The following is a 19,678-nucleotide window of genomic DNA, read 5'->3' on the forward strand; positions in this document are numbered from 1 at the left end:
ACCGAGAGTAAGGAACATCGGATGAGTGACAACACCCCGGGCGAGGCCGGTTCCAGAGGTGTCTCGCGTCGTGGCTTCATCGCCGGAAGCGTGGGCGCTCTGGCCCTCGCGGCCCGCCCCACCGCGGCCCAGGCCGCGGCTCCGGCGGCGGCCGGTCCGATCGGCAACGGGGCCCATGTCCAGGCCCTGGTGATCGGCACCGGATATGGCGGCTCCGTGGCGGCACTGCGTCTCGCCCAGGCGGGTGTCGACGTACACATGATCGAGATGGGTATGGCCTGGGACACCCCCGGCTCCGACGGCAAGATCTTCTGCAGCACGCTCTCCCCGGACAACCGCTCCTTCTGGTTGCGTACCAGGACCAAGGCGCCCCTCAACTACTTCCTCGGCTTCCCGATCGACCGGGACATCTCCCGCTACACCGGGGTCCTGGACGCCGAGGACTTCAGCGGCATCACCGTCTACCAGGGCCGCGGCGTCGGCGGCGGCTCGCTGGTCAACGGCGGCATGGCGGTCACCCCCAAGCGGGAGAACTTCGCCGCCATCCTCCCGTCGGTCAACGCCGATGAGATGTACAGCACCTACTACCCGCGGGCCAACGCCGGTCTCGGGGTGGGCACCATCCGTTCCGCCTGGTTCGACTCCACCGACTGGTACCAGTTCGCCCGCGTCGGCCGTAAGCACGCCCAGCGCTCCGGCTTCCCGTTCGTCTTCGTACCCGACGTGTACGACTGGAACTACATGGAGCAGGAAGCAGCCGGAACCGCCACCAAGTCCGCCCTGGCCGGCGAGATCCTCTACGGCAACAACTACGGCAAGAAGTCACTCCAGAAGACCTACCTCGCCCAGGCCAAGGCCACCGGCAAGGTCACCATCTCGCCGCTGCACAAGGTCACCTCGGTCGCCCCGGCGGCCGGTGGCGGCTACACGGTCGTCATCCAGCAGATCAACACCACCGGTGACACCACGGCCACCAAGACCGTGACCGCGGACCGGGTGTTCTTCGCCGCCGGCAGCGTCGGCACCAGCAAGCTGCTGGTCAAGCTGAAGGCCACCGGCGCGCTGCCCAACCTCAACAGCGAGGTCGGCAACGGCTGGGGCGACAACGGCAACGTCATGTGCGGCCGCGCCAACCACCTGTGGGACCCGACCGGCGCCTCCCAGTCGACCATCCCCTGCGCCGGCATCGACAACTGGGCGGCCGGTGGCGCGTTCGCCGAGGTCGCGCCGCTGCCCACCGGGATCGAGACCTTCGCCTCGTTCTACCTGTCGATCACCAAGAACCCGAACCGCGCCCGCTTCTCCTGGAACGCCACGACCGGCCAGGTCGATCTGAACTGGCAGACCGCATGGAAGCAGCCGGCCATCGACATGGCCAAGTCGATCTTCGACAAGATCAACGAAAAGGAGGGGACGATCTACCGGACCGACCTCTTCGGCGTCTACAAGGTCTGGGGCGACCACCTCACGTACCACCCGCTCGGGGGCGCGGTCCTGAACAAGGCCACCGACAACTACGGACGCCTGGCCGGCTACCCTGGCCTGTACGTCATCGACGGCTCGCTGATCCCCGGCAACACCAGCGTCAACCCGTTCGTCACCATCACGGCGCTCGCGGAACGGAACATCGAGAAGATCATCGCCACTGACTTGTAGCGAGTTACCGACCGACCGAGCGACCGAGCGACCGACTGAGCGGCCGAGCGGCCGAGCGGTCGGTCGGCCGCTCGTGCCGGTAGCGGGGTGTGTCGGGGTCCGCCGGTAAAACGGGTGGCGGGGTGCCAGGTTCGGTTGACATCGTGGCGGGATGGTCGCATCGCGCGGTGAGGCGCTGCCCACTGACTACGACGACGATCCGGGCCGTTTCGCGGCGAACCAGCGGGCGACGTCCCGGTTCTCGGCGGCGGGAGACATCCATCCCCTGGTGGCCGCCCGGCTGGCGGAAGAGGGCGCCCGTCCGGTGCTGGACGTCGGCGGCGGCAACGGGGTGCTGGGGCGGCTGCTGGCCGATGCCGGTGTGCCCGCGGTCGTGCTCGACGCCGCGGCGTACGTCGTACAAGCTCCCCGGCCCGCGGTGCGAGCCGACGCGCTGGCGCTTCCGTTCGCCGACGGCGTCTTCGGCGCCGCGGCCGCGCTGTGGATGCTGTACCACTTCGCCGACCCGGCGCCGGTGCTGGCCGAGGTCCGCCGGGTGCTGCGACCCGGCGGGTTGCTGGCGGTCTCGGCGCCCAGTCGCCGCAACGACCCCGAGCTGTCGGCGGTCCTGCCGAACTGGGGGCGGCGGTTGAGTTTCGACGCGGAGGTGGCGCCCGCCGTCGTCGGCGAGGTTCTGGACGTGGTGGGGGTGACGTCCTGGGACGAACCGCTGGTGAGCCTGTCTGACCGCGCGGCCGTCGCCCTCTATCTGCGGGGCCGCGGCCTGTCGGAGCCGGCGGCACGCGACGCTTCGCTCCGCGTGGCCACCCCACTGCGGGTGACCAAGAGAGGATCGCTCGTCTGGGCCCGCCGCCGCGCGCACGATTGATCAGCCCGCTCGTCCGGACGAATCGTCGTGCGCGGTTGAAGAGCCCGCTCGGCTGGGCGAGGTGGAAAAGGTCGCTCGGCTGGGCGAGATCGAAAAGGTCGCTCGGCTGGGCGCGGTGAAAAGTCGTCCGTCTGGGCGGCCCGACCCCGCCGCCTGGAGATGTCATGTACGGGCGGGGCCGGGGGACCGGTTCCGGGGCTCAGGTGGCGTTGGTGTTCTGCGCGGCCTGGTAGACGGCCATCGCCTCGTTCCCGAAGAAGGGGCCGAACATGAAGTCCGGGGCGAAGTCGTACTTGAAGCTGTTGACCGAGTTCAGCCAGCCGAGCCCGGTCGCCTCGTTGAACCCCTGGAACCACGGGCCACCACTCGCCCCGCCGGTCATGTTGCAGCGCAGTCCCTGGTCCCTGGTCATGACGGTGTCGTTGAACGCCCGCCCACTGCAGTAGATCAGCCTGGAGCCGTCGAACGGCGGCGCCGCCGGGTAGCCGAAGGAGAACATCTGCCGCTGCCGAGGCTGGTTGAACGCCACCCCCTGCCCGCCCACGACGTCCGTCAACGTCCGCCCCTGCAGCGGCGCGACCACGACCGCCGCGATGTCGAAGTTGATGTCCTCGTTGGCGTTCCACTGCTGGGTGGTCAGCATCCTGCTGGCCACCCAGGTGCCGAACGGCCGCCGCCCGTTGTCGAAGCCCGGGATGAACACCCAGTTGCGGTGGGCCGCACCGTCGATCTTCACGCAGTGCCCGGCGGTCATCACGACGCTCTCATTGGCGCTGGTCACCGCCGTACCGGAGCAGGAGGCGTTGCCGCCTTCGGCGGTGGTGAAGAAGACGCGTCCGGTGGTACGCACGACGGCGCCGCCGTCCGTCCACCGGAGGCCGGGGCTGTTGGGCACCCGGGCCCCCTGCTGGGCGGTGGAGGCCGAGGCGGTCTGGACGCGCGACGTGCCGCCGCTGGTCCACGGGGTGCGCTGGGTGATGGTGGACGAGGCGCCGCGGGTCGCCCACGGGGTTCCCTGGGTCGGCCCGCCCGAGCGATTACCACGTCGCGGCGTGGGCGTATCCAGCGGCCGCGCCGCCAGCGTGCGCTGCTGCGTCCAGTACTGCAGGACGTTCCTGCGTTCCGACGAGGAGTCCGTGGCGGACCACCTGACGGGCCTGGGGTCGAGGCCGGTCCCGCTCCTGGCCTGGGCGGCGCCCGCTGGGACCAGGGCGCCTGCCACGGTGAGCGCGACGGCGGAGAGCAGGGCGACTCTGCGGTGCATACATACCTCCCGAAACCGGAATCTGCCGTCAGGAGGTACGTACGGAAGCCGCCATCTTCCTCAAGCTATGCGCATTCGGGTATGGCAGCATTTGCCGGACAGGAGGCGGATCGATGCCTCCCGCGGCCGTGCTCCACAATGGGGTGCCATGAATCTCGCCGCTCCCGAGGCCGTCTGGCAGGCGCCCACCGACGTCGAACGGGACCTGTACGCGGCCAAGACGCGCGGCGACTGGGCCGCGTACTTCGACGTCCTGGCCGGCACGGATCTGTATCACGCGATGTCGCGCGCTCAGGCCGACGCCAAGCCGGGCTGGCTTCACTACAACGCCGCATACTGGGGCCCGCGGCCGGGAAGCCCCGTGAGTCTCGCGTTCGTCACCGAGGGGATGCTGCCCGCGCCCGCGCCCGACCCGGTCTTCTTCGAGGTCGATCTGGGAAAGCTGGTCCAGGACTGGCCCCAGGACGACGAGTGGCTGGCCATCAACCCCGGCACCCCGTGCGAGGCGTTCTTCCCCGCGACGGCCGCCCATCGGCAGACGTGGCGCTGGCATGCCGACCGGATCTCCAGCACGCGCCGCAACCAACTGCGCACGCTGTGGGTCGGGGGTCCGCTGCACGGCAACGTCGCTCACGGCCTGGCCTGCGGCGCGCTGCTCTGCGTGAACAACGCCTCCCTCTGGAACGCGATGGGCTGGCACGGCACCGGCTACGTCCGTGAGCGCAGACGCCTGGAGGAGTGGTGGGAGATCACCAGCCGGGAAGGGTGGCAGCAGGCCCAGGAGGAGCTGCTCAAGGGCCGGATGAGCAGCTCGGTCTGGGGACTGGTGCTGGGGATACGCGGCACCCTCGCCCGCGACTTCGGCGGCGCGGTCGAGGTGGATCACTGGCGCCAGGTGACGTCACGGGTCATCCGGCACCGCGCCACGGAGGACTCCGAGACGGAGGCCCAGGTCGCCGGAGCGCAGCGGCTCATCGGACGGATCCTTCGCTATGAGGCGCGATTCCGGGCGGACGGGCTGCTTCCCGAGGGCGGGTTCGTCCGCAGCGTGGAGGCGTGGGACTACGGGCGGGCTTCCAAGATGGCCCGCTGGGGACTCGGCGCCCGCTACTGCGACCTGGCGGAGGCCGAAGCGGCGGTCCTGCGGGCGGGCGCGGTCAGCCGGATCAACTACCGCTCCTGGGAAGAGTTCTCGGCCGGCTACATCCTGGGCCGCTGCCTCCACTTCGACGAGGAGGAGTTCGGCGACTGGTACGGGGAAATGCTCAACGCCCACCGCATCCTGACGACCGACCCGAACAGCCCCTGGCTCAACATCCCCTTCAGACGATGAAGGCGATCTAACACCCCCAAAACCGCTGGTCGCCGAGCGCCGAGCGGACGGCCGCAGAGCCGATCCGGTCGGCGCTCGGCGCTTTGACGCCTCCATGACATCACAGTGGATGGCTCAAGGCCCTTGAAATGACGCCATAGTGACGTCATAGTTGCGTCATGGACCTCGCGCCGTACGTAGACCACCTCCGCCGCGAACTCGCGAACACCGCCCGAGCAGGAGACGACGACGCCCGCGCGATCGCCGAGCGTCTCGCCGCGGCACTCGAACCGGCCACCCGGCTCGCCCTGCTGGAGGCGCTCTCCGCCGCCGCGGACGAGATCACCCGCGATCTCGCGCCGGGCTCGGTGGAGGTGCGCCTGCGCGGCCGCGAGCCCGGCTTCATCGTGACGCCACCGCCCGCCGGCCAGTCGTCCGGGGACGCGGGCGAGACCGGGCCGGTCAGGGCGGCCGATCCAGGTGTCCGAGCGGACGAGGGCGGGACCTCGCGGATCTCGCTGCGCGTCCCCGACCACCTCAAGCCGCGCATCGAGGAGGCGGCCGCCGCAGACGGGCTCTCGGTCAACACCTGGCTGGTCCGCGCGCTCTCCGCCGCGCTCGAACGCGACGGGAGCCGGCACCGGGGCTCCCAGACCGTTCGAAGCCACACCGGCTGGGTGCGCTAGCCGGGCTCACGACCACGCGTTCCGACAAGCGGAATGCCGCCGAATCCATGAGGGAAACGCCATGCCAACGTTCGACACCCCCGAGCCCATCGTGGCCATCATCGACCTGGCGACCGCCAAAGTCCGGATCAACGCGAGCGACCGCACCGACACCGTCGTCGACGTACACCCGAGCAACGAGTCCAACGACGCCGACCGGCAGGCCGCCGAGCAGGCCCAGATCGAGTACGCCGGCGGCCGGCTCCTGGTGAAGGTGGGCAAGCCCCGGCCCGCGTCACTGTCCGGGTGGAGCGGCTCGATCGACATGCTGGTCGAGTCGCCCAAGAACTGGGCCCGTTCGCTGCTCGGCTGGGACGGTTCGGTCGACGTGACGATCGACCTGCCGGCCGGCTCCCGCGTCGAAGCGAACGGGGCGGCGGACTTCCGCTGCAGGGGCCGCCTCGGCGACGTGAAGTGCATCGCCTCCTACGGCGACATCCGGCTGGAGCGGGCCGGCCGGCTGCAGCTGAAGACCGGCTCCGGCGACATCTCGGTGACCCGGTCGGTCGGGCACGCCGACATCACCAGCTCCAACGGCACCATCCGGATCGGCGAGATCGACGGCACGGCGGTGGTCAAGACCTCCAACGGCGACCTCGTCCTCGGCGCGGTGACCGGCGAGTTGCGGCTGAACACCGCCTACGGCGACATCACCGTCGACCACGCCCTGGCCGGCGTCGCCGCCAAGACCGCCTACGGCAATGTCCGGGTCGGCGAGGTGGTGTCCGGCGCGGTCGTCATGGAGACCGCCGGCGGCCGGCTCGAACTCGGCATCCGGGAGGGCAGCGCCGCCTGGCTGGATGTGAGCTCCCAGTACGGCACCGTGGACGTCGATCTGGACGCCTGCGACGGCCCGGCGCAGGCCGACAAGACCGTCGAGGTGCGCGCCCAGACCGCCTACGGCGACATCGTGATCCGCCGTTCATGACACTGAAAACCACCAAAGGAGAGATCTCATGCCCCCCGTGATCGTGGCCGAGGGTCTGGTCAAGAAATACGGCACCGTCACCGCCCTGGACGGCATCGACCTGTCGGTCCCCGAAGGCACGGTCTTCGGATTACTCGGTCCCAACGGCGCCGGCAAGACGACGACCGTGCGGATCCTGACCACCCTGCTGCGGCCGGACGCCGGACACGCCACCGTCGCCGGGCTCGACGTCGTCGCCGACGCCCAGCGCCTGCGCTCCCGCATCGGGGCGTCGGGCCAGTACGCGGCCGTCGACGAGCACCTCACCGGCGCCGAGAACCTGGAGATGGTCGGCCGCCTCTACCACCTGGGCACCAAGCGCAGCAAGCAGCGCGCCCGCGAGCTGCTGGAGCGCTTCGACCTGACCGACGCCGGCGACCGCCCGGTGCAGGGCTACTCCGGCGGCATGCGCCGCCGGCTCGACCTGGCCGGCGCGCTGGTGGCCGATCCGCCGGTGCTGTTCCTGGACGAGCCCTCGACCGGCCTGGACCCCCGCGCCAGAGCGGGTCTGTGGGAGGTCATCTCCGGGCTGGTCGCGGGCGGCACGACCGTCCTGCTCACCACCCAGTACCTGGAGGAGGCCGACCGGCTCGCCGACCGGATCGCGGTGGTCGACCACGGGCGGGTGATCGCGCTCGGCACCGCCGACCAGCTGAAGGACCAGGTCGGCGGCGACCGGATCGAGCTGACGGTGAGCGACGCCGCCGATCTGGAGACCGTGCGCCGGGTCCTGGCGCCGCTGGCCGTCGCCGAGGTCCAGGCCGACCCCACCAACCTGAGCGTCACCATTCCCGTGGCGGGCGGCGCCGCCTCGCTCACCACCGCCCTGGGCCACCTGGCCGCCGAGCGCGTCACCGTACGCGACGCCGGGCTGCGGCGGCCGACCCTGGACGAGGTCTTCCTCAGCCTCACCGGCCACCAGGCCGCCACCGACGACACCCAGGAGACGATCCGATGAGCCCCCTTCAGATGGCGATCGCCGACGGCGTGACGATCAGCAAGCGCAACGCGCTCAAGATCAGGCGAGCCCCCGACCTGCTCGGCGGCGTGATCATCTTGCCGGTCGTGTTCGTGCTGCTGTTCGTGTACGTGTTCGGCAGCATGATCGACCTGCCCGGCATCTCGTACCCGGAGTATCTGCTCCCGGGGATCTTCGTCCAGACGATCGTCACCAGCGCGCAGATCACCGGCTACACGCTCACCCAGGACCTGCAGAAGGGCATCTTCGACCGGTTCCGCACGCTGCCGATGGCGCCGTCCGCGGTGCTGGTCGGGCAGACGCTCTGCGACATGCTCATGAACATCACCAGCATCGCCACGATGGCGCTGGTGGGACTCCTGGTCGGCTGGCGCGTCCACTCCTCGCCGCTCGAGGCGGTCGGGGGGTTCCTGCTGCTGCTGTTCTTCGCCTACTCCTTCTCGTGGGTGACGGCGACGATCGCGCTGGCCCTGCGCACGCCCGAGGTGTTCAACAACATCGCCACCCTCGTGTCGTTCCCGCTGGTCTTCCTGTCCAACGTCTTCGTCGACAGCTCCCGGCTGCCCGGCCCGCTCAAGCCCGTCGCCGAATGGAACCCGGTCTCCACCTTCGTCCAGGCGGCGCGCGAACTGTTCGGCAACACCACCGCTCTCAGGCCGGTGCCCGACGCGTGGCCGCTCCAGCACGCGGTGGCGGTGTCGGTGGGCTGGTGCGTGCTGATCCTGGTGGTGTTCGTCCCGCTGGCCACGCGGCTGTACAAGAGGGCGGTCTCCCAATGAACCTCCCCGCGGGACGGCACGACGACGTCGAGCGCGACCGGATCGTTCAGCGTGTCCAGCAGGCGTACGCCGACGGCCGCCTCGGCTTCGCCGAGATGGAGGAGCGGGTCGAACGGGCCCTCACCGCCGTGACCCAGGACGATCTGGCGCGGGTGGTCGTCGACCTGCCCGAACCTCGCGACGAGGTGGTCCGGCTGCGGTCCACCGGAGGGCGCGTCAGGCGGACGGGCGACTGGCAGGTCCCGCGCGTGCTGCGGATCGAGTCCGAGTACGGCGGTGTGCACCTCGACCTGTCGGGAGCCGTCATCCAGTATCCCGAGATCGGGATCGAGCTCCGGCTCGCGTACGGCTCCGCGACGATCGTCCTGCCGGCCGGCGCGACGGCGAACGTCGACCAGACGCGGACCGAGTGGGGCAGGGTGATCTGCAAGGCGCCTGGCCGTCCCCGTCCGGGACGGCTGCACGTCCAGATCGCCGGGGACCTCGCCTACGGCCATCTGCGGGTCCGCCGCCCGCGCGGCCTGGTCAGATAGGCGCCTCCGACGGACCTGGAAGAGCCGCCGGGCTCGGCTCAGACAGGCGCGTCCGACGGGTCGGCCGGGAACGCCGTGAGCCCCCGGAGCTCCTTGCGTGACAGCAGGCCGAGCTTGCGCAGCGAGCTGGAGACGTGGCTCTCCACGGTCCGCCTGGACAGGAACAGCTCGGTCGCGATCTCCTGGTTGGTCTTCCCCGCCGCCGCCAGCAGTGCCACCTCCCGCTCCCGCGACGACAGCGTCTGCCCATGAGAGGGCCGCCCGCCGCGCCACGGATAGGGGATGGGCACTCCGTTCTGCCGCATGATCCGGCAGATGCGGGCGATGTCCCGGTCCGCGCCCATCGCCCCGTACCGTCGCAGCGCGCTTTCGAGCAGGTCGCCACCGTCGGCCGCGCCACGTTCGCGGCGCCACCTGCCCAGGCGCTCGCCGGCCAGGGCCTCCTCGTAGCGGAGCCCGGCCTCCCGCAGCGTGGTGCGCGCCGCGTCGATCAGCCGCTCGGCCGTCAGCCGATCCGCCCGGGAGCGGGCGATGACGGCCCGGGCGCTCAGCGCGGCGGCCTGCGCGATCGGCGCGTCGGCGCCGTCGATCGCGGCGCTCAGCTCGTCGACCAGCGCGGCGGCCTCGCCCGCCTTCCCGAGGGTGTCCAGGGCGTCCACGAGGCACAGTACGGTCTCGGCGCCCCACACCCAGTTCCCCTTGGCCCGCACCTGGTCGAGCCCGGCGTTGGCCTGCTCGACGGCGCCCACCGCGTCGTCGAGGGTCAGCAGGAGCCGGGACAGGGTCATGCGGGCGGAGATGAGCGGCCAGACGGCGCCGACCCGCTCGGCGATCGCGATCACCTCGCCCAGGCCCGTCACGGCCTCCTCGGCCGGGCCCCTCGCCGCCAGCAGCGCGCCCCGCATCAGCCGCGAGTCCAGGGACCCGGCGGCGAACGTGGCCGACGCGCCCTCCAGCGGACGCAGGCGGTGTTCCAGCCCCTCCCACCGTCCGGCGGCTCGGTCGACGGCGGCCGTCACCAGCTCGACGACGTCCGCCACCCGGAGATATTCGGCCTGGTCAGCCACCTGACGGCCCTCGGCGAGCAGGCCCTGCGCGCGTTCGAGCCGGCCGATGTGCAGGGCGCCCTGCGCCCAGTTGAGGCAGGCGCGGGCGTGCTCTCTGGGCGCGGACCGCAGACCGTCGTCTCGGAGCAGGTCGTCGATCAGCCGCCAGCTTCCCGGGTCGCCCTGTTCCAGCAGAAGCGAAGCCCGCGCGATGCGTACCGCGATGTCGACGTCGCGGTCGCCGCTGCGACGCGAGGCCTCCTCGGCCTGCTCGCAGCGCGCGGTGTGCTCGCTGACGTGCCGGTTCACCACGGTCTCCGGTACGGCGAGCACGGCGAGCGCGCGGCCGAGGAGCGCGGGCCGCTCCGCGAGGTCGTCGATCGCGCCCTCGATCTGCAGGTAGCCCGCCCGCGCCTCACCTTGCTGACGCAGCAGGCGGCCGAGGGCGAAGCGCAGCTCACCACGCAGCGGCGCGGGGAGCGGCTCGGTGGCCAGCAGGCGTTCGAGTATCGGTACGGCCTGGGCGTGCGCCAGCCCGTCGACCGCCACCCGGCCGAGCTTGACGGCCAACCGCACGCGCAGCTCACGGGGTAGCTCGCCGATCTCCAGCGCCTGGAGCAGGAACCGCGCCGCCGTGGCGTCGTTGCCGTGGGACAGGGCAGTGTCGGCGGCGGCCTCGGCGTTGCCGACGAACTCCGTCGTCCGGCCCGCGAGCCGGAAATGGTGGGCGAGCCTGGCCACCGGCCGGGGACCGGCCACCGACTCCAGGGCCCGCGCGGTCCTGAGATGCAGCCACCGCCGGCCGGACACCGCCACGGACTCGTACACGATCTGCCGCGCCAGGGCGTGCCGAAACCGGCAGCGGCCGTCCTCCTCGTGCAGGAGTCCGACCGCCTGCGCCTGACCGAGAGCACGGGCGATCTGCGCCGCGCCGCGCTCCGTGACCTCTGCGAGTACCCGGTCATCGGGCGTCATGCCGATGACGGCGGCGGCGCCGAGGATCTCCTGCGCCGCTTCGTCGAGCGAGGACAGCCGCCGCAGCACCACGTCCCGCAACACCGTCGGAACGGCGAGTTCGGCCAGGACGTCCGACCGGCTGGGGATCTCGCTCGCGGGCAGGCGCTCCAGGAGGGTACGGAGCACCTCCTCCACCACGAACGGGATGCCGCCCGTCTTCTCGTACAAGAGGGCGGCGAACGTGGGGGGCAGCTCGGCCTTCAGGATGCTCCGCGCGAGCTCCTCCACCTCGGACCTGCTCAGCGGGGTGAGGCTGACCGAGCGCGCCGGCCCCGACGGCGCCCGGGCGAAGGCCTCCCGGATCGGGAGCAGCCCCGCCTCCGTACGGACCGTGAGGATCACCGACAGGTGCCTCGGCTGGTGGGCGGCGAGGAAGGCCAGGAAGTCGTGGGTGCCGCTGTCGGCCCAGTGCACGTCCTCCAGGACCAGCACCAGCGGGCTCAGATGGTCGAGCAGGGCCACGGCCGCCCGGAACACCCGGTGCCGCTCCGCCCGCTGGTCGGGCAGCGGCGGCAGGGGCTGCGGCAGGTGCTGGGCGATCTCGGGGAGCAGCGGCGCGAGCGCCCCGATGACGGGGTTGACCGGGCGGGACCGGGCGAGCTCGGCCCCGGCCAGGCGGAAGGCGTCGAGCAGGGGGGACAGCGGCAGGGGCTCCTGAAGCTGCTCGCACTGGCCCACGAGCCGGCGGGTCCCGGCCAGGCCGGGTGTGGCCAGCAGCTCATTCACCAGGCGGCTCTTGCCGATGCCCGCCTCGCCTTCGATCAGGGCGAGGGAGGGCGGGGCGGTGATGACCGTGCGCAGGAGCGCGAGCTCCGCCTGGCGTCCGACGAGCACGTCGGACAGGGAGCCCGAGGGGGCGATGCGGGCCGGTCCCAAGGGCATGTGGCGAACCCCCTACCTGCTGGTATCAGCATGAGCAGGCTACCGGATCTTAAACCCGCGGTAAGTGGCGGCCAAAAATCCGTATACGGTACGGATGCTCCATCCGGCCGGCTCTCAATAGCCTCGGCGATCGTCCGCGTGATCCGCGGCGATGCACTGAGGGGCGACGATGGATCTGTCCACATCTCCTGGACGCACTACCACCAGGCGCCGCCGGCTGGTGGCGGCCATGGCATTAGCCGGATTGACGCTGACCGGAGCGGCCTGGCCCGGTCCGGTGACCGCGGAAGCCGAACCGGAACAGCAGAAGACCTACATCGTGCAGATGGCCGCCGACCCCGTCGTGACGTACGAGGGCGACGTGGCCGGGCTGTCCGAAACCAAGCCGCAGCGGGGCGAGAAGATCGATCCCCGCTCCACCGAGGTGACCAGGTACGTCGACCACCTGCGCGGCCGGCACGACGCCGCGCTCAAGAAGGTCGGCGGCGAGAAGGTCTACGAGTACGCCTACTCCTACGGCGGTTTCGCCGCCCGCCTGACCGCGTCCCAGGCGTCCCAGCTGCGCGCGATGTCCGACGTCGTGACCGTGGTCGAGGACAAGAAGGTGTCGGTGCAGACGTCCTCGACGCCGTCCTTCCTGGGGCTGGACGCGCGCGGCGGGCTCTGGGACCAGCTGGGCGGCCCCACCGGGAAGCGCCGGGGCAAGGGCGCCGGCGAGGGCCTGGTCATCGGCGTGATCGACAGCGGCATCTGGCCGGCCAGCAAGAGCTTCGACGGCCGCGACGCGGACGGGAAGCCGTACGGCCCGGTCCGCGGATTCCACGGCACGTGCGCGACCGGGAGCCCGGACGACTCCTGGAACAGCGGGATGTGCAACGGCAAGCTGATCGCCGCCAAGCACTTCGACGCCGGGTGGGGCGGTGACGCGGGAGTCAAGGAGCAGCTCCCGTGGGAGTTCCTGTCGCCGCGCGACTACAACGGGCACGGCACGCACACCTCCTCCACCTCGGGCGGCAACTACGGCGTGCCGGCGACCGGTGCGGCCGCGGCGTTCGGCAAGATCAGCGGCATCGCGCCGCGGGCCCGGATCGCCGCGTACAAGGCGCTCTGGTCGACGCAGGACGCCTCGACGGCCAACGGCTACTACTCCGACCTGGTCGCCGCCATCGACCAGGCGGTGGCGGACGGCGTGGACGTCATCAACTACTCGGTCTCGGGTACGCAGTCGGACTTCCTCGACCCGGCGGAGATGGCGTTCCTGTCCGCCGCGGAGGCGGGCGTCTTCGTCGCCGCCGCGGGCGGCAACAGCGGACCGGCCGCCGCCACCGTGGCGCACCCGTCTCCCTGGGTGACCACGGTCGCGGCCGGTACGCACAACCGCGGCACGCAGGGGTCGGCGACGCTCGGCAACGGCACCACCTACAGCGGCGCCTCGCTGGCCGCCACCAAGGTCGGGCCCGCGCCGCTCGTCGACGCCACGGCGGCCGGGCTGCCCGGCGTCGATCAGACCCGGCTGGCGCAGTGCTACGCCGCCAGGGACAACGATGGCAAGGCGCTGCTCGACCCGGTCAAGGTGAAAGGCAAGATCGTCGTCTGCGACCGCGGCGAGACACCCCGCGTCAACAAGAGCGTGGCCGTCGCCGAGGCGGGCGGCGTCGGCATGATCCTCACCAACACCGACGAGAACTCGCTCAACGCCGACCTCCACTCCCTGCCCACGGTGCACCTCGCGGTCAAGGACAGGCAGGCCGTCAAGGACTACGCCGCCGCCGACGGCGCGACGGCGACGATCGACCAGGCCAAGATCAACAACAACACGCCGGCTCCGTACGTCGCGGAGTTCTCCTCGCGCGGTCCGCTGTACGCCGCGGGCGGCGACCTGCTGAAGCCGGATGTGATCGCTCCGGGGCAGGACATCCTCGCGGCGTTCGCGCCGCCGGGCGCCAACGGGGCCGAGTTCAACATCTCCAGCGGCACCTCGATGGCGGCCCCGCACGTCGCCGGGCTCGCCGCGCTGCTGAAGGACCTGCACCCGGACTGGTCGCCGATGGCGATCAAGTCGGCGCTGATGACGAGCGGCTCCGACATCCTCGACGGGCCCGGCACCGATCCGTCGGTGATCTTCAGCCAGGGTGCCGGCCACGTCACCCCGAACAGCGCCGCCGACCCCGGCCTGGTCTACGACAGCGGCATCAAGGACTGGATCGCGTTCCTGTGCGCCACGACCAAGGGCGTCTCGGAGCAGGTCTGCGACGCGCTGGCCAAGAAGGGCTATTCGCTCCAGGCGCGTGAGCTGAACGTGCCCTCGATCTCGCTCGGGCGGATGGCCGGCACCCAGACGGTGACCCGCGAGGTCACCAACGTCGGCCGCTCGACCGCCACGTACACCGCCTCCACCGCCGGCCTGACCGGGATCACGGCCAAGGTCACACCGAGCCGGATCACGCTGCGGCCGGGGCAGACGAAGTCGTTCGCGGTCTCCTTCGCCCGTACCACCGCCCCGATGAACAGCTACCAGGGCGGGCGGCTCATCTGGAAGGACGGCCGCCACACCGTACGCGTCCCCGTCGTCCTGCGTCCGGTGCCCGAAACATGGGCGGCCACCCACGGAGTCACGGGCGGGCAGGACTCCGCCGAGTTCATCGCCCTGGACCCCAAGGGCAAGCGGGTCTACGTGACCGGCGCGAGCTTCGGGTCCTCGCCCGGCATGCTCAGCCCGCGGATCGAGACCGTCGCCTACGACGCGGCGACCGGCGCCGAGTTGTGGAGCAAGGGCTACACGGGCCCCGCGGGGAACTATGACGAACCGCACGGGCTCGAGGTGAGCCCCGACGGGAGCAAGCTCTTCGTCACCGGCACGAGCGCCGGGAAGGAGACCGGCAACGACGCGGTCACGATCGCGTACGACACCGCCACCGGCGAGGAGCGCTGGATCGCTCGGCACACCGGCCCGGCGGGTCTCTCCGACTTCGCCAACGCGGTCACGGTCGGGCCCGACGGGAAGAGCGTCTACGTCACCGGCATGTCCACGCTGGCCGAGGGCGGCAAGGACGACTTCTTCACGGTCGCCTACAACGCCGACAGCGGCGAGCGTACGTGGCTCGCGTACTACGACGGGCCCGGAGCGGCCACCGACGACGCCAGGGCGATCAAGGTGACGCCGGACGGGTCCAAGCTCGTCGTCACCGGCCAGAGCCAGGGCGAGCCTGGCACCGGCCTGTCCGACTGGGGCACGGTCGCCTACGACGCCCGCACCGGCGAGCAGCTCTGGACGGCCCGGCACAACGGTCCGGCGAACAGCATCGACATTCCCGTCGGCATGTCGGTCGCCCAGGACGGTAAGTCGGTCTTCATCACCGGAGCCAGCCAAGCTCCTGGCACGCAGACGGACATGACCACGATCGCCTACGACACCACCTCCGGAAAGGAGATCTGGGCGGACCGCTACGACGGCGCCGCGCACGGCAGCGACAACCCGCACGACATCACCCTGGCGCCCGGCGGCGGCAAGCTGTACGTCACCGGCAACACCGAAGGCGAGGGGACGAGGTCGGACTACACCACGATCGCCTACGACCCCGCCACGGGTAAGCGGTCCTGGGTCCAGCGCTACGACGGTCAGGCGAAGGGCGACGACGTCGCCTGGGACGTCGCCGTGACGCCGGACGGCGGCAAGGTCGTCGTCACCGGTCAGAGCACGGACGACGAGGCCAGAGGCGGAGACTACGTGACGATCGCCTACGACGCCGCGACCGGTGGGCAGACCTGGACGGGCCACTACGACGGCGCGGCCGGCGCCTCGGACAACGCGCACGCGCTCGCCGTGGACGCGGCCGGCGGTGCCGGTGTCCGGATCTTCGTGACCGGGTCGAGCGCGACAGGCGGGAACCCGCCCGACGCGCTGGAGATCGACTTCGCGACGGTGGCCTACTTCGAGCCCTGGAAAAAGCCCTGATCCTGGAGTGAATCGCGCGCCTCCGGCTCCCGCCGGGGGCGCGCGAGGCGCGCCAGGGCTTCGGCGAGGGTACGGTCGAGCTCGCTCTCCTCTGCCCAGGCACGTTCGCGGGCATACTCCCGCATCAGGTCGTGGAAGGTGTAACGGCCCGGCTCACTCTCCTCGATGAGGTGCGCGGCGGCCAGCCGGGACAGCAGGTGGTCGGTCTCGCCCGGGGGCGCGCCGGAGAGCGCGGCGGCGGCCTCGGCGGTGAACGTCGGCCCGGGGATGAGGCCGAGCAGCCGGAACAGCCGCCGTGACGGCGGGTCCAGGCGGCGATAGGACAGGTCGAACGCCCCACGCACCGCCGCGTGCGGATCCCCGTTGACCGCCAGCGAGGACAGCCGGGTCCCGGCGAGCCGGCGCACCTGCCCGGCGATGCCCCCGGCGGGCCGGCCGAGGACGCCGGCCGCCGCGACACGCAGCGCCAGCGGCAGGTAGCCGCAGGCCCTGGCCAGCTCACGGGCGGCGTCCCGCTCGGCCGCCAGGCGCTCGTCGCCGAGCAGCCTGCCGACCAGGGTGCCCGCCTCGTCGGGGGCCAGCATGCCGAGCGGAACGGGGAGTGCGCCGTCCCGGGCGACGAGGCCGGTCAGCCGGTCCCGGCTGGTGATCACGGTGGCGCAGCGCCGGCCGCTGGGCAGGAGCGGACGGACCTGTTCCTCGCTGCCGGCGTCGTCCAGGATCACCAGGACCCGTCGGTCGGCGAGCAGGCTGCGGTAGGCGGCGCTGGCCTCCTCCTCCGCGTGCGGCACCTGTTCGGCGGGCACGCCGAGCCCGCGCAGGAACTGCCCGAGCGCCTCGATCGGGCGCAGCGGCCGCTCCGGCGAGTGGCCGCGCAGGTTGACGTAGAGCTGGCCGTCCGGGAACAGGGAGCGCATCCGGTGCCCCCAGTGGACGGCCAGTGCGGTCTTCCCGACCCCGCCCGTGCCCGTGACCATGGAGATCGCCGCCGCGTCGCCGCCGGTCGCGGCCGAGTCCAGGAGACGGAGCTCGGCCGCCCGCCCGGTGAACTGCCTCGGCTCCGGCGGCAGCTGCGCCGGCATCGCCGACGCCTCCCAGGCCTCCGTCTCGTCCAGGGCGGAAAGGCCGGGAGACCTGATAGTGGAGACCTTCCCCCGCAGGATCCGCTGGCGAAGCTGCCGCAGCTCGGGACTGGGGTCCAGGCCCAGCTCCTCGATGAGGCGGCGGCGGGTGCGTTCGTAGCGCTCCAGCGCGTCCACCCGCCGGCCCGCCCGGTACAGCGCCAGCATGAGCAATCCGACCAGACCCTCCCTGAAGGGATTCTCGGCGACGAGCGCGATCAGCTCGGGGACCAGGCCGGCGTGACGGCCCGCCCGCGTCTCGGCGTTCAGGCATTCCTCGGTGACCGCTAATCGCTCCTCGACGAGGGCGTCGCGCAGCAGGTCCAGCAGCCCGCCGCCGGAGACGCCGCTCAGGGGCTCGCCCCGCCACAACGTCAGCGCGCGCCTCAGTCCGGTGGCCCGTGCCTCGGCGGACTCCATCGCCCGCGCGCGGGCCACGGCGTTCCTGAACTCGTGCACGTCCACCTGGTCAGCGGAGAGCCTGAGCAGGTAGCCCTGCGAGTAGTACGCGATCGTGACGTCGGCTCTGGCCAGGGCGGGGCGCAGCCGTGAGACGTACCCCTGCACCATGCCCCTGGCACCCGTGGGAGCCCGCTCTCCCCACAGCCCCTCGATCAGCCGGTCGACCGACACGGTCCGGCCCGCCTCCAGCGCCAGCAACGCCAGCACCGCCCGTTGCCGCGGCGGTCCGAGCAAGATCTCCTGATGTCCGTGCCAGGCCCGTACCGCTCCCAGCAGCCCTATCTTCAGCGCTTGGCCGAGGCCCGGCAGTTCTAATCCGTCTGGCATATCGCTCCCCGTCTGGCACGTCGTGGTTACAGGCCGCCATACGAAAGACACGAGACGCAGTCCAGTAGAAATCCTTCCGGATTCAAGCCCCCCTGCAGCGCCGTGCGGCACTCTGAACGCGTTCTCCGGGGTGCATTCGAAGTCGAATGACCGTGGGATGAAAATACGCGGTGCTCCCCGGGGTCAGCTCGGAAAGAGGCAACCTTGTTTTTTCCGTACGACCTGATGAAGGACTTCGCCGGCGCGGTCAGCCGCCATCCCGACCGCCCGGCGATCGCGCACAACGGCCGGACCCTCACCTACGCCCAACTTCACGCGTGGACACGCGCGACCGGCCGGCGGCTGGGCCCGCGTCCCGGGGTGGTCGGGGTCATGGCGTCCCGGTCGCCGGCGACGGTGGCCGCCCTGCTCGGCATCCTGGCGGCGGGCGGAACGTACGTACCGATCGATCCGGCGTTCCCGTCGCCGAGGCGGCGGGCGCTGATGTCGGCGAGCGGCTGCACGACGCTGATCCCCACCACCAAGCCCACCAACAATTCCACTGGCCCCGGCGACCCCACTGGCCCCGCCGACCCCGGCGAGCCCGGCGTGCGCCTGGTGGATCTCCCCGATCTCCCCGCCCGCGCCGAAGCCGGCCTGGTCGCCCCTACACCGGAGACGGACGCGGTCGTCGCCGGGGACGATCCGGCGTACATCCTGTTCACGTCCGGCTCCACCGGCGCGCCCAAGCCCGTGGTGACCCCGAGGCGGGCCATCGCCGTCGTGACCGGCGCGCTGCGGGAGCTGTTCGGGCTCACCCCCGAAGACCGCGTCCTGCAGTTCGCGTCCCTGAACTGGGACACCTGCTTCGAGGAGATCCTGCCCACGCTCACCACGGGCGCGACGCTGGTCTTCCACGACCACGCCCATTCGGGATCGTTTCACCGCACGCTGCGCATGATCGCCGCCGAGCGGATCACCGTCCTTGACCTCCCTTCGGCGTTCTGGCACGAGCTGGTGCGCCACCTGGTGGACGAGGGGGCCACGCTGCCCGCCTGCGTCCGGCTGGTCGTCATCGGCGGGGAGGCCGTGAGCGCGGCGCGGCTGGCCGACTGGCGCGCGCTCGGCACCGCCGGGATCCGCCTGGTCAACACCTACGGGTGTACGGAGACGACGCTCATCACCCACGCCATAGACCTGCACGGCCCGCTGGCAGCGGGGGGGCGGGTACCGACCGAACTGGCCGTCGGGGGAGCGGGGGAGCGGGTGTCGATCGGGCGCCCCCTGCCGCATGTCCGGCAGCACCTCAGCGAGTCCGGCGAGCTGCTGGTCGGCGGGCCGTCACTGGCGCTGGGCTATCGGAGCCTGCCGGAGGCGACGGCGGAGCGGTTCGTCGAGCTCGGCGCCGAGCGGTACTTCCGGACCGGCGACCGGGTCGGCCTGGCCGCCGACGGCACGCTCACGCACGAAGGCCGGCTCGACCACGAGCTCAAGATCCGCGGCATCCGGGTCGATCCGGGCGAGGTCGAGGCGCAGATCGCCGGTCATCCGCGGGTGGGCGCCGTGGCGGTGACGGGCGTCACCGTCGCCGACCACACGACGCTCGCGGCCTACATCGTCCCCGGCGCACCCGCATATGACCACACGACGCTGGCCGCCGACGTCCGGGACTATCTGCGCGACCGCGTCCCCTGCCATCTCGTGCCCAGCCGGATCACCGTCGTCCCCGAACTCGTCTACACGGCGAGCGGAAAAGTCGACCGGGCGGGTTCGCATCGGCGATACGCGTCCGCCACCGTTTGAGGG

The 19,678-nt window shown here is 71.5% G+C and carries 13 protein-coding genes; 10 read left to right on the top strand and 3 right to left on the bottom strand.

Going from position 1 to position 19,678, the window contains the following annotated elements:
• Window positions 1-21: 21 nt before the first annotated feature.
• Window positions 22-1,656 (top strand): GMC oxidoreductase, encoded by a 1,635-nt coding sequence (locus tag AB0B61_RS09810; protein ID WP_358430179.1) that lies wholly within the window; start codon window positions 22-24, stop codon window positions 1,654-1,656.
• 151 nt (window positions 1,657-1,807) lie between these two features.
• On the top strand, window positions 1,808-2,524 hold the full coding sequence (locus AB0B61_RS09815) for a class I SAM-dependent methyltransferase (RefSeq protein WP_358430181.1): 717 nt from the start codon (window positions 1,808-1,810) through the stop codon (window positions 2,522-2,524).
• A 199-nt stretch (window positions 2,525-2,723) separates the two neighbouring features.
• Here AB0B61_RS09815 and AB0B61_RS09820 read toward each other — a convergent pair whose 3' ends face one another.
• The gene (locus AB0B61_RS09820; RefSeq protein WP_358430183.1) at window positions 2,724-3,788 is read right to left on the bottom strand and encodes a peptidase; all 1,065 of its coding nucleotides are present in this window, start codon (window positions 3,786-3,788) and stop codon (window positions 2,724-2,726) included.
• A 148-nt stretch (window positions 3,789-3,936) separates the two neighbouring features.
• Here AB0B61_RS09820 and AB0B61_RS09825 point away from each other — a divergent pair, with 148 nt between their 5' ends.
• The 6 genes from AB0B61_RS09825 (at window position 3,937) to AB0B61_RS09850 (ending at window position 9,083) form a co-directional block, all read left to right on the top strand.
• Entirely contained in the window at window positions 3,937-5,121 is a 1,185-nt protein-coding gene (locus tag AB0B61_RS09825) for a DUF1266 domain-containing protein (RefSeq protein WP_358430186.1), read from the top strand.
• A gap of 158 nt (window positions 5,122-5,279) precedes the next feature.
• Entirely contained in the window at window positions 5,280-5,786 is a 507-nt protein-coding gene (locus AB0B61_RS09830) for a toxin-antitoxin system HicB family antitoxin (RefSeq protein WP_358430188.1), read from the top strand.
• Window positions 5,787-5,847: 61 nt separating this feature from the next.
• On the top strand, window positions 5,848-6,753 hold the full coding sequence (locus tag AB0B61_RS09835) for a DUF4097 family beta strand repeat-containing protein (protein ID WP_358430190.1): 906 nt from the start codon (window positions 5,848-5,850) through the stop codon (window positions 6,751-6,753).
• A 28-nt stretch (window positions 6,754-6,781) separates the two neighbouring features.
• Complete coding sequence (locus AB0B61_RS09840) at window positions 6,782-7,750, top strand: ATP-binding cassette domain-containing protein (RefSeq protein ID WP_358430192.1); 969 nt, start codon at window positions 6,782-6,784, stop codon at window positions 7,748-7,750.
• Window positions 7,747-8,550 (top strand): ABC transporter permease, encoded by an 804-nt coding sequence (locus tag AB0B61_RS09845; protein WP_358430195.1) that lies wholly within the window; start codon window positions 7,747-7,749, stop codon window positions 8,548-8,550. The genes AB0B61_RS09840 and AB0B61_RS09845 overlap by 4 nt, the downstream gene beginning before the upstream one ends.
• Entirely contained in the window at window positions 8,547-9,083 is a 537-nt protein-coding gene (locus AB0B61_RS09850) for a DUF1707 domain-containing protein (RefSeq protein WP_358430197.1), read from the top strand. The genes AB0B61_RS09845 and AB0B61_RS09850 overlap by 4 nt, the downstream gene beginning before the upstream one ends.
• Before the next feature lie 38 nt (window positions 9,084-9,121).
• Here the strand turns inward: AB0B61_RS09850 and AB0B61_RS09855 are convergent, their stop codons facing one another.
• A complete protein-coding gene (locus AB0B61_RS09855; protein ID WP_358430199.1) occupies window positions 9,122-12,028 on the bottom strand; it encodes an AAA family ATPase in 2,907 nt (968 codons plus the stop codon).
• A 169-nt stretch (window positions 12,029-12,197) separates the two neighbouring features.
• Here AB0B61_RS09855 and AB0B61_RS09860 point away from each other — a divergent pair, with 169 nt between their 5' ends.
• Entirely contained in the window at window positions 12,198-15,983 is a 3,786-nt protein-coding gene (locus AB0B61_RS09860) for a S8 family serine peptidase (RefSeq protein ID WP_358430200.1), read from the top strand.
• Here AB0B61_RS09860 and AB0B61_RS09865 read toward each other — a convergent pair.
• Complete coding sequence (locus AB0B61_RS09865; RefSeq protein ID WP_358430202.1) at window positions 15,956-17,893, bottom strand: BTAD domain-containing putative transcriptional regulator; 1,938 nt, start codon at window positions 17,891-17,893, stop codon at window positions 15,956-15,958. The two genes, AB0B61_RS09860 and AB0B61_RS09865, sit on opposite strands and share 28 nt — an antisense overlap.
• Window positions 17,894-18,097: 204 nt before the next feature.
• Between AB0B61_RS09865 and AB0B61_RS09870 the strand changes: the two genes are divergently transcribed.
• Window positions 18,098-19,675, top strand: coding sequence for an amino acid adenylation domain-containing protein (locus AB0B61_RS09870; RefSeq protein WP_358430204.1), 1,578 nt, complete (start codon window positions 18,098-18,100; stop codon window positions 19,673-19,675).
• The last annotated feature ends 3 nt before the right edge of the window (window positions 19,676-19,678 follow it).

Origin of the sequence: Nonomuraea sp. NPDC049158, assembly GCF_040648335.1 — a bacterium.
Taxonomy (GTDB): Bacteria; Actinomycetota; Actinomycetes; order Streptosporangiales; family Streptosporangiaceae; genus Nonomuraea.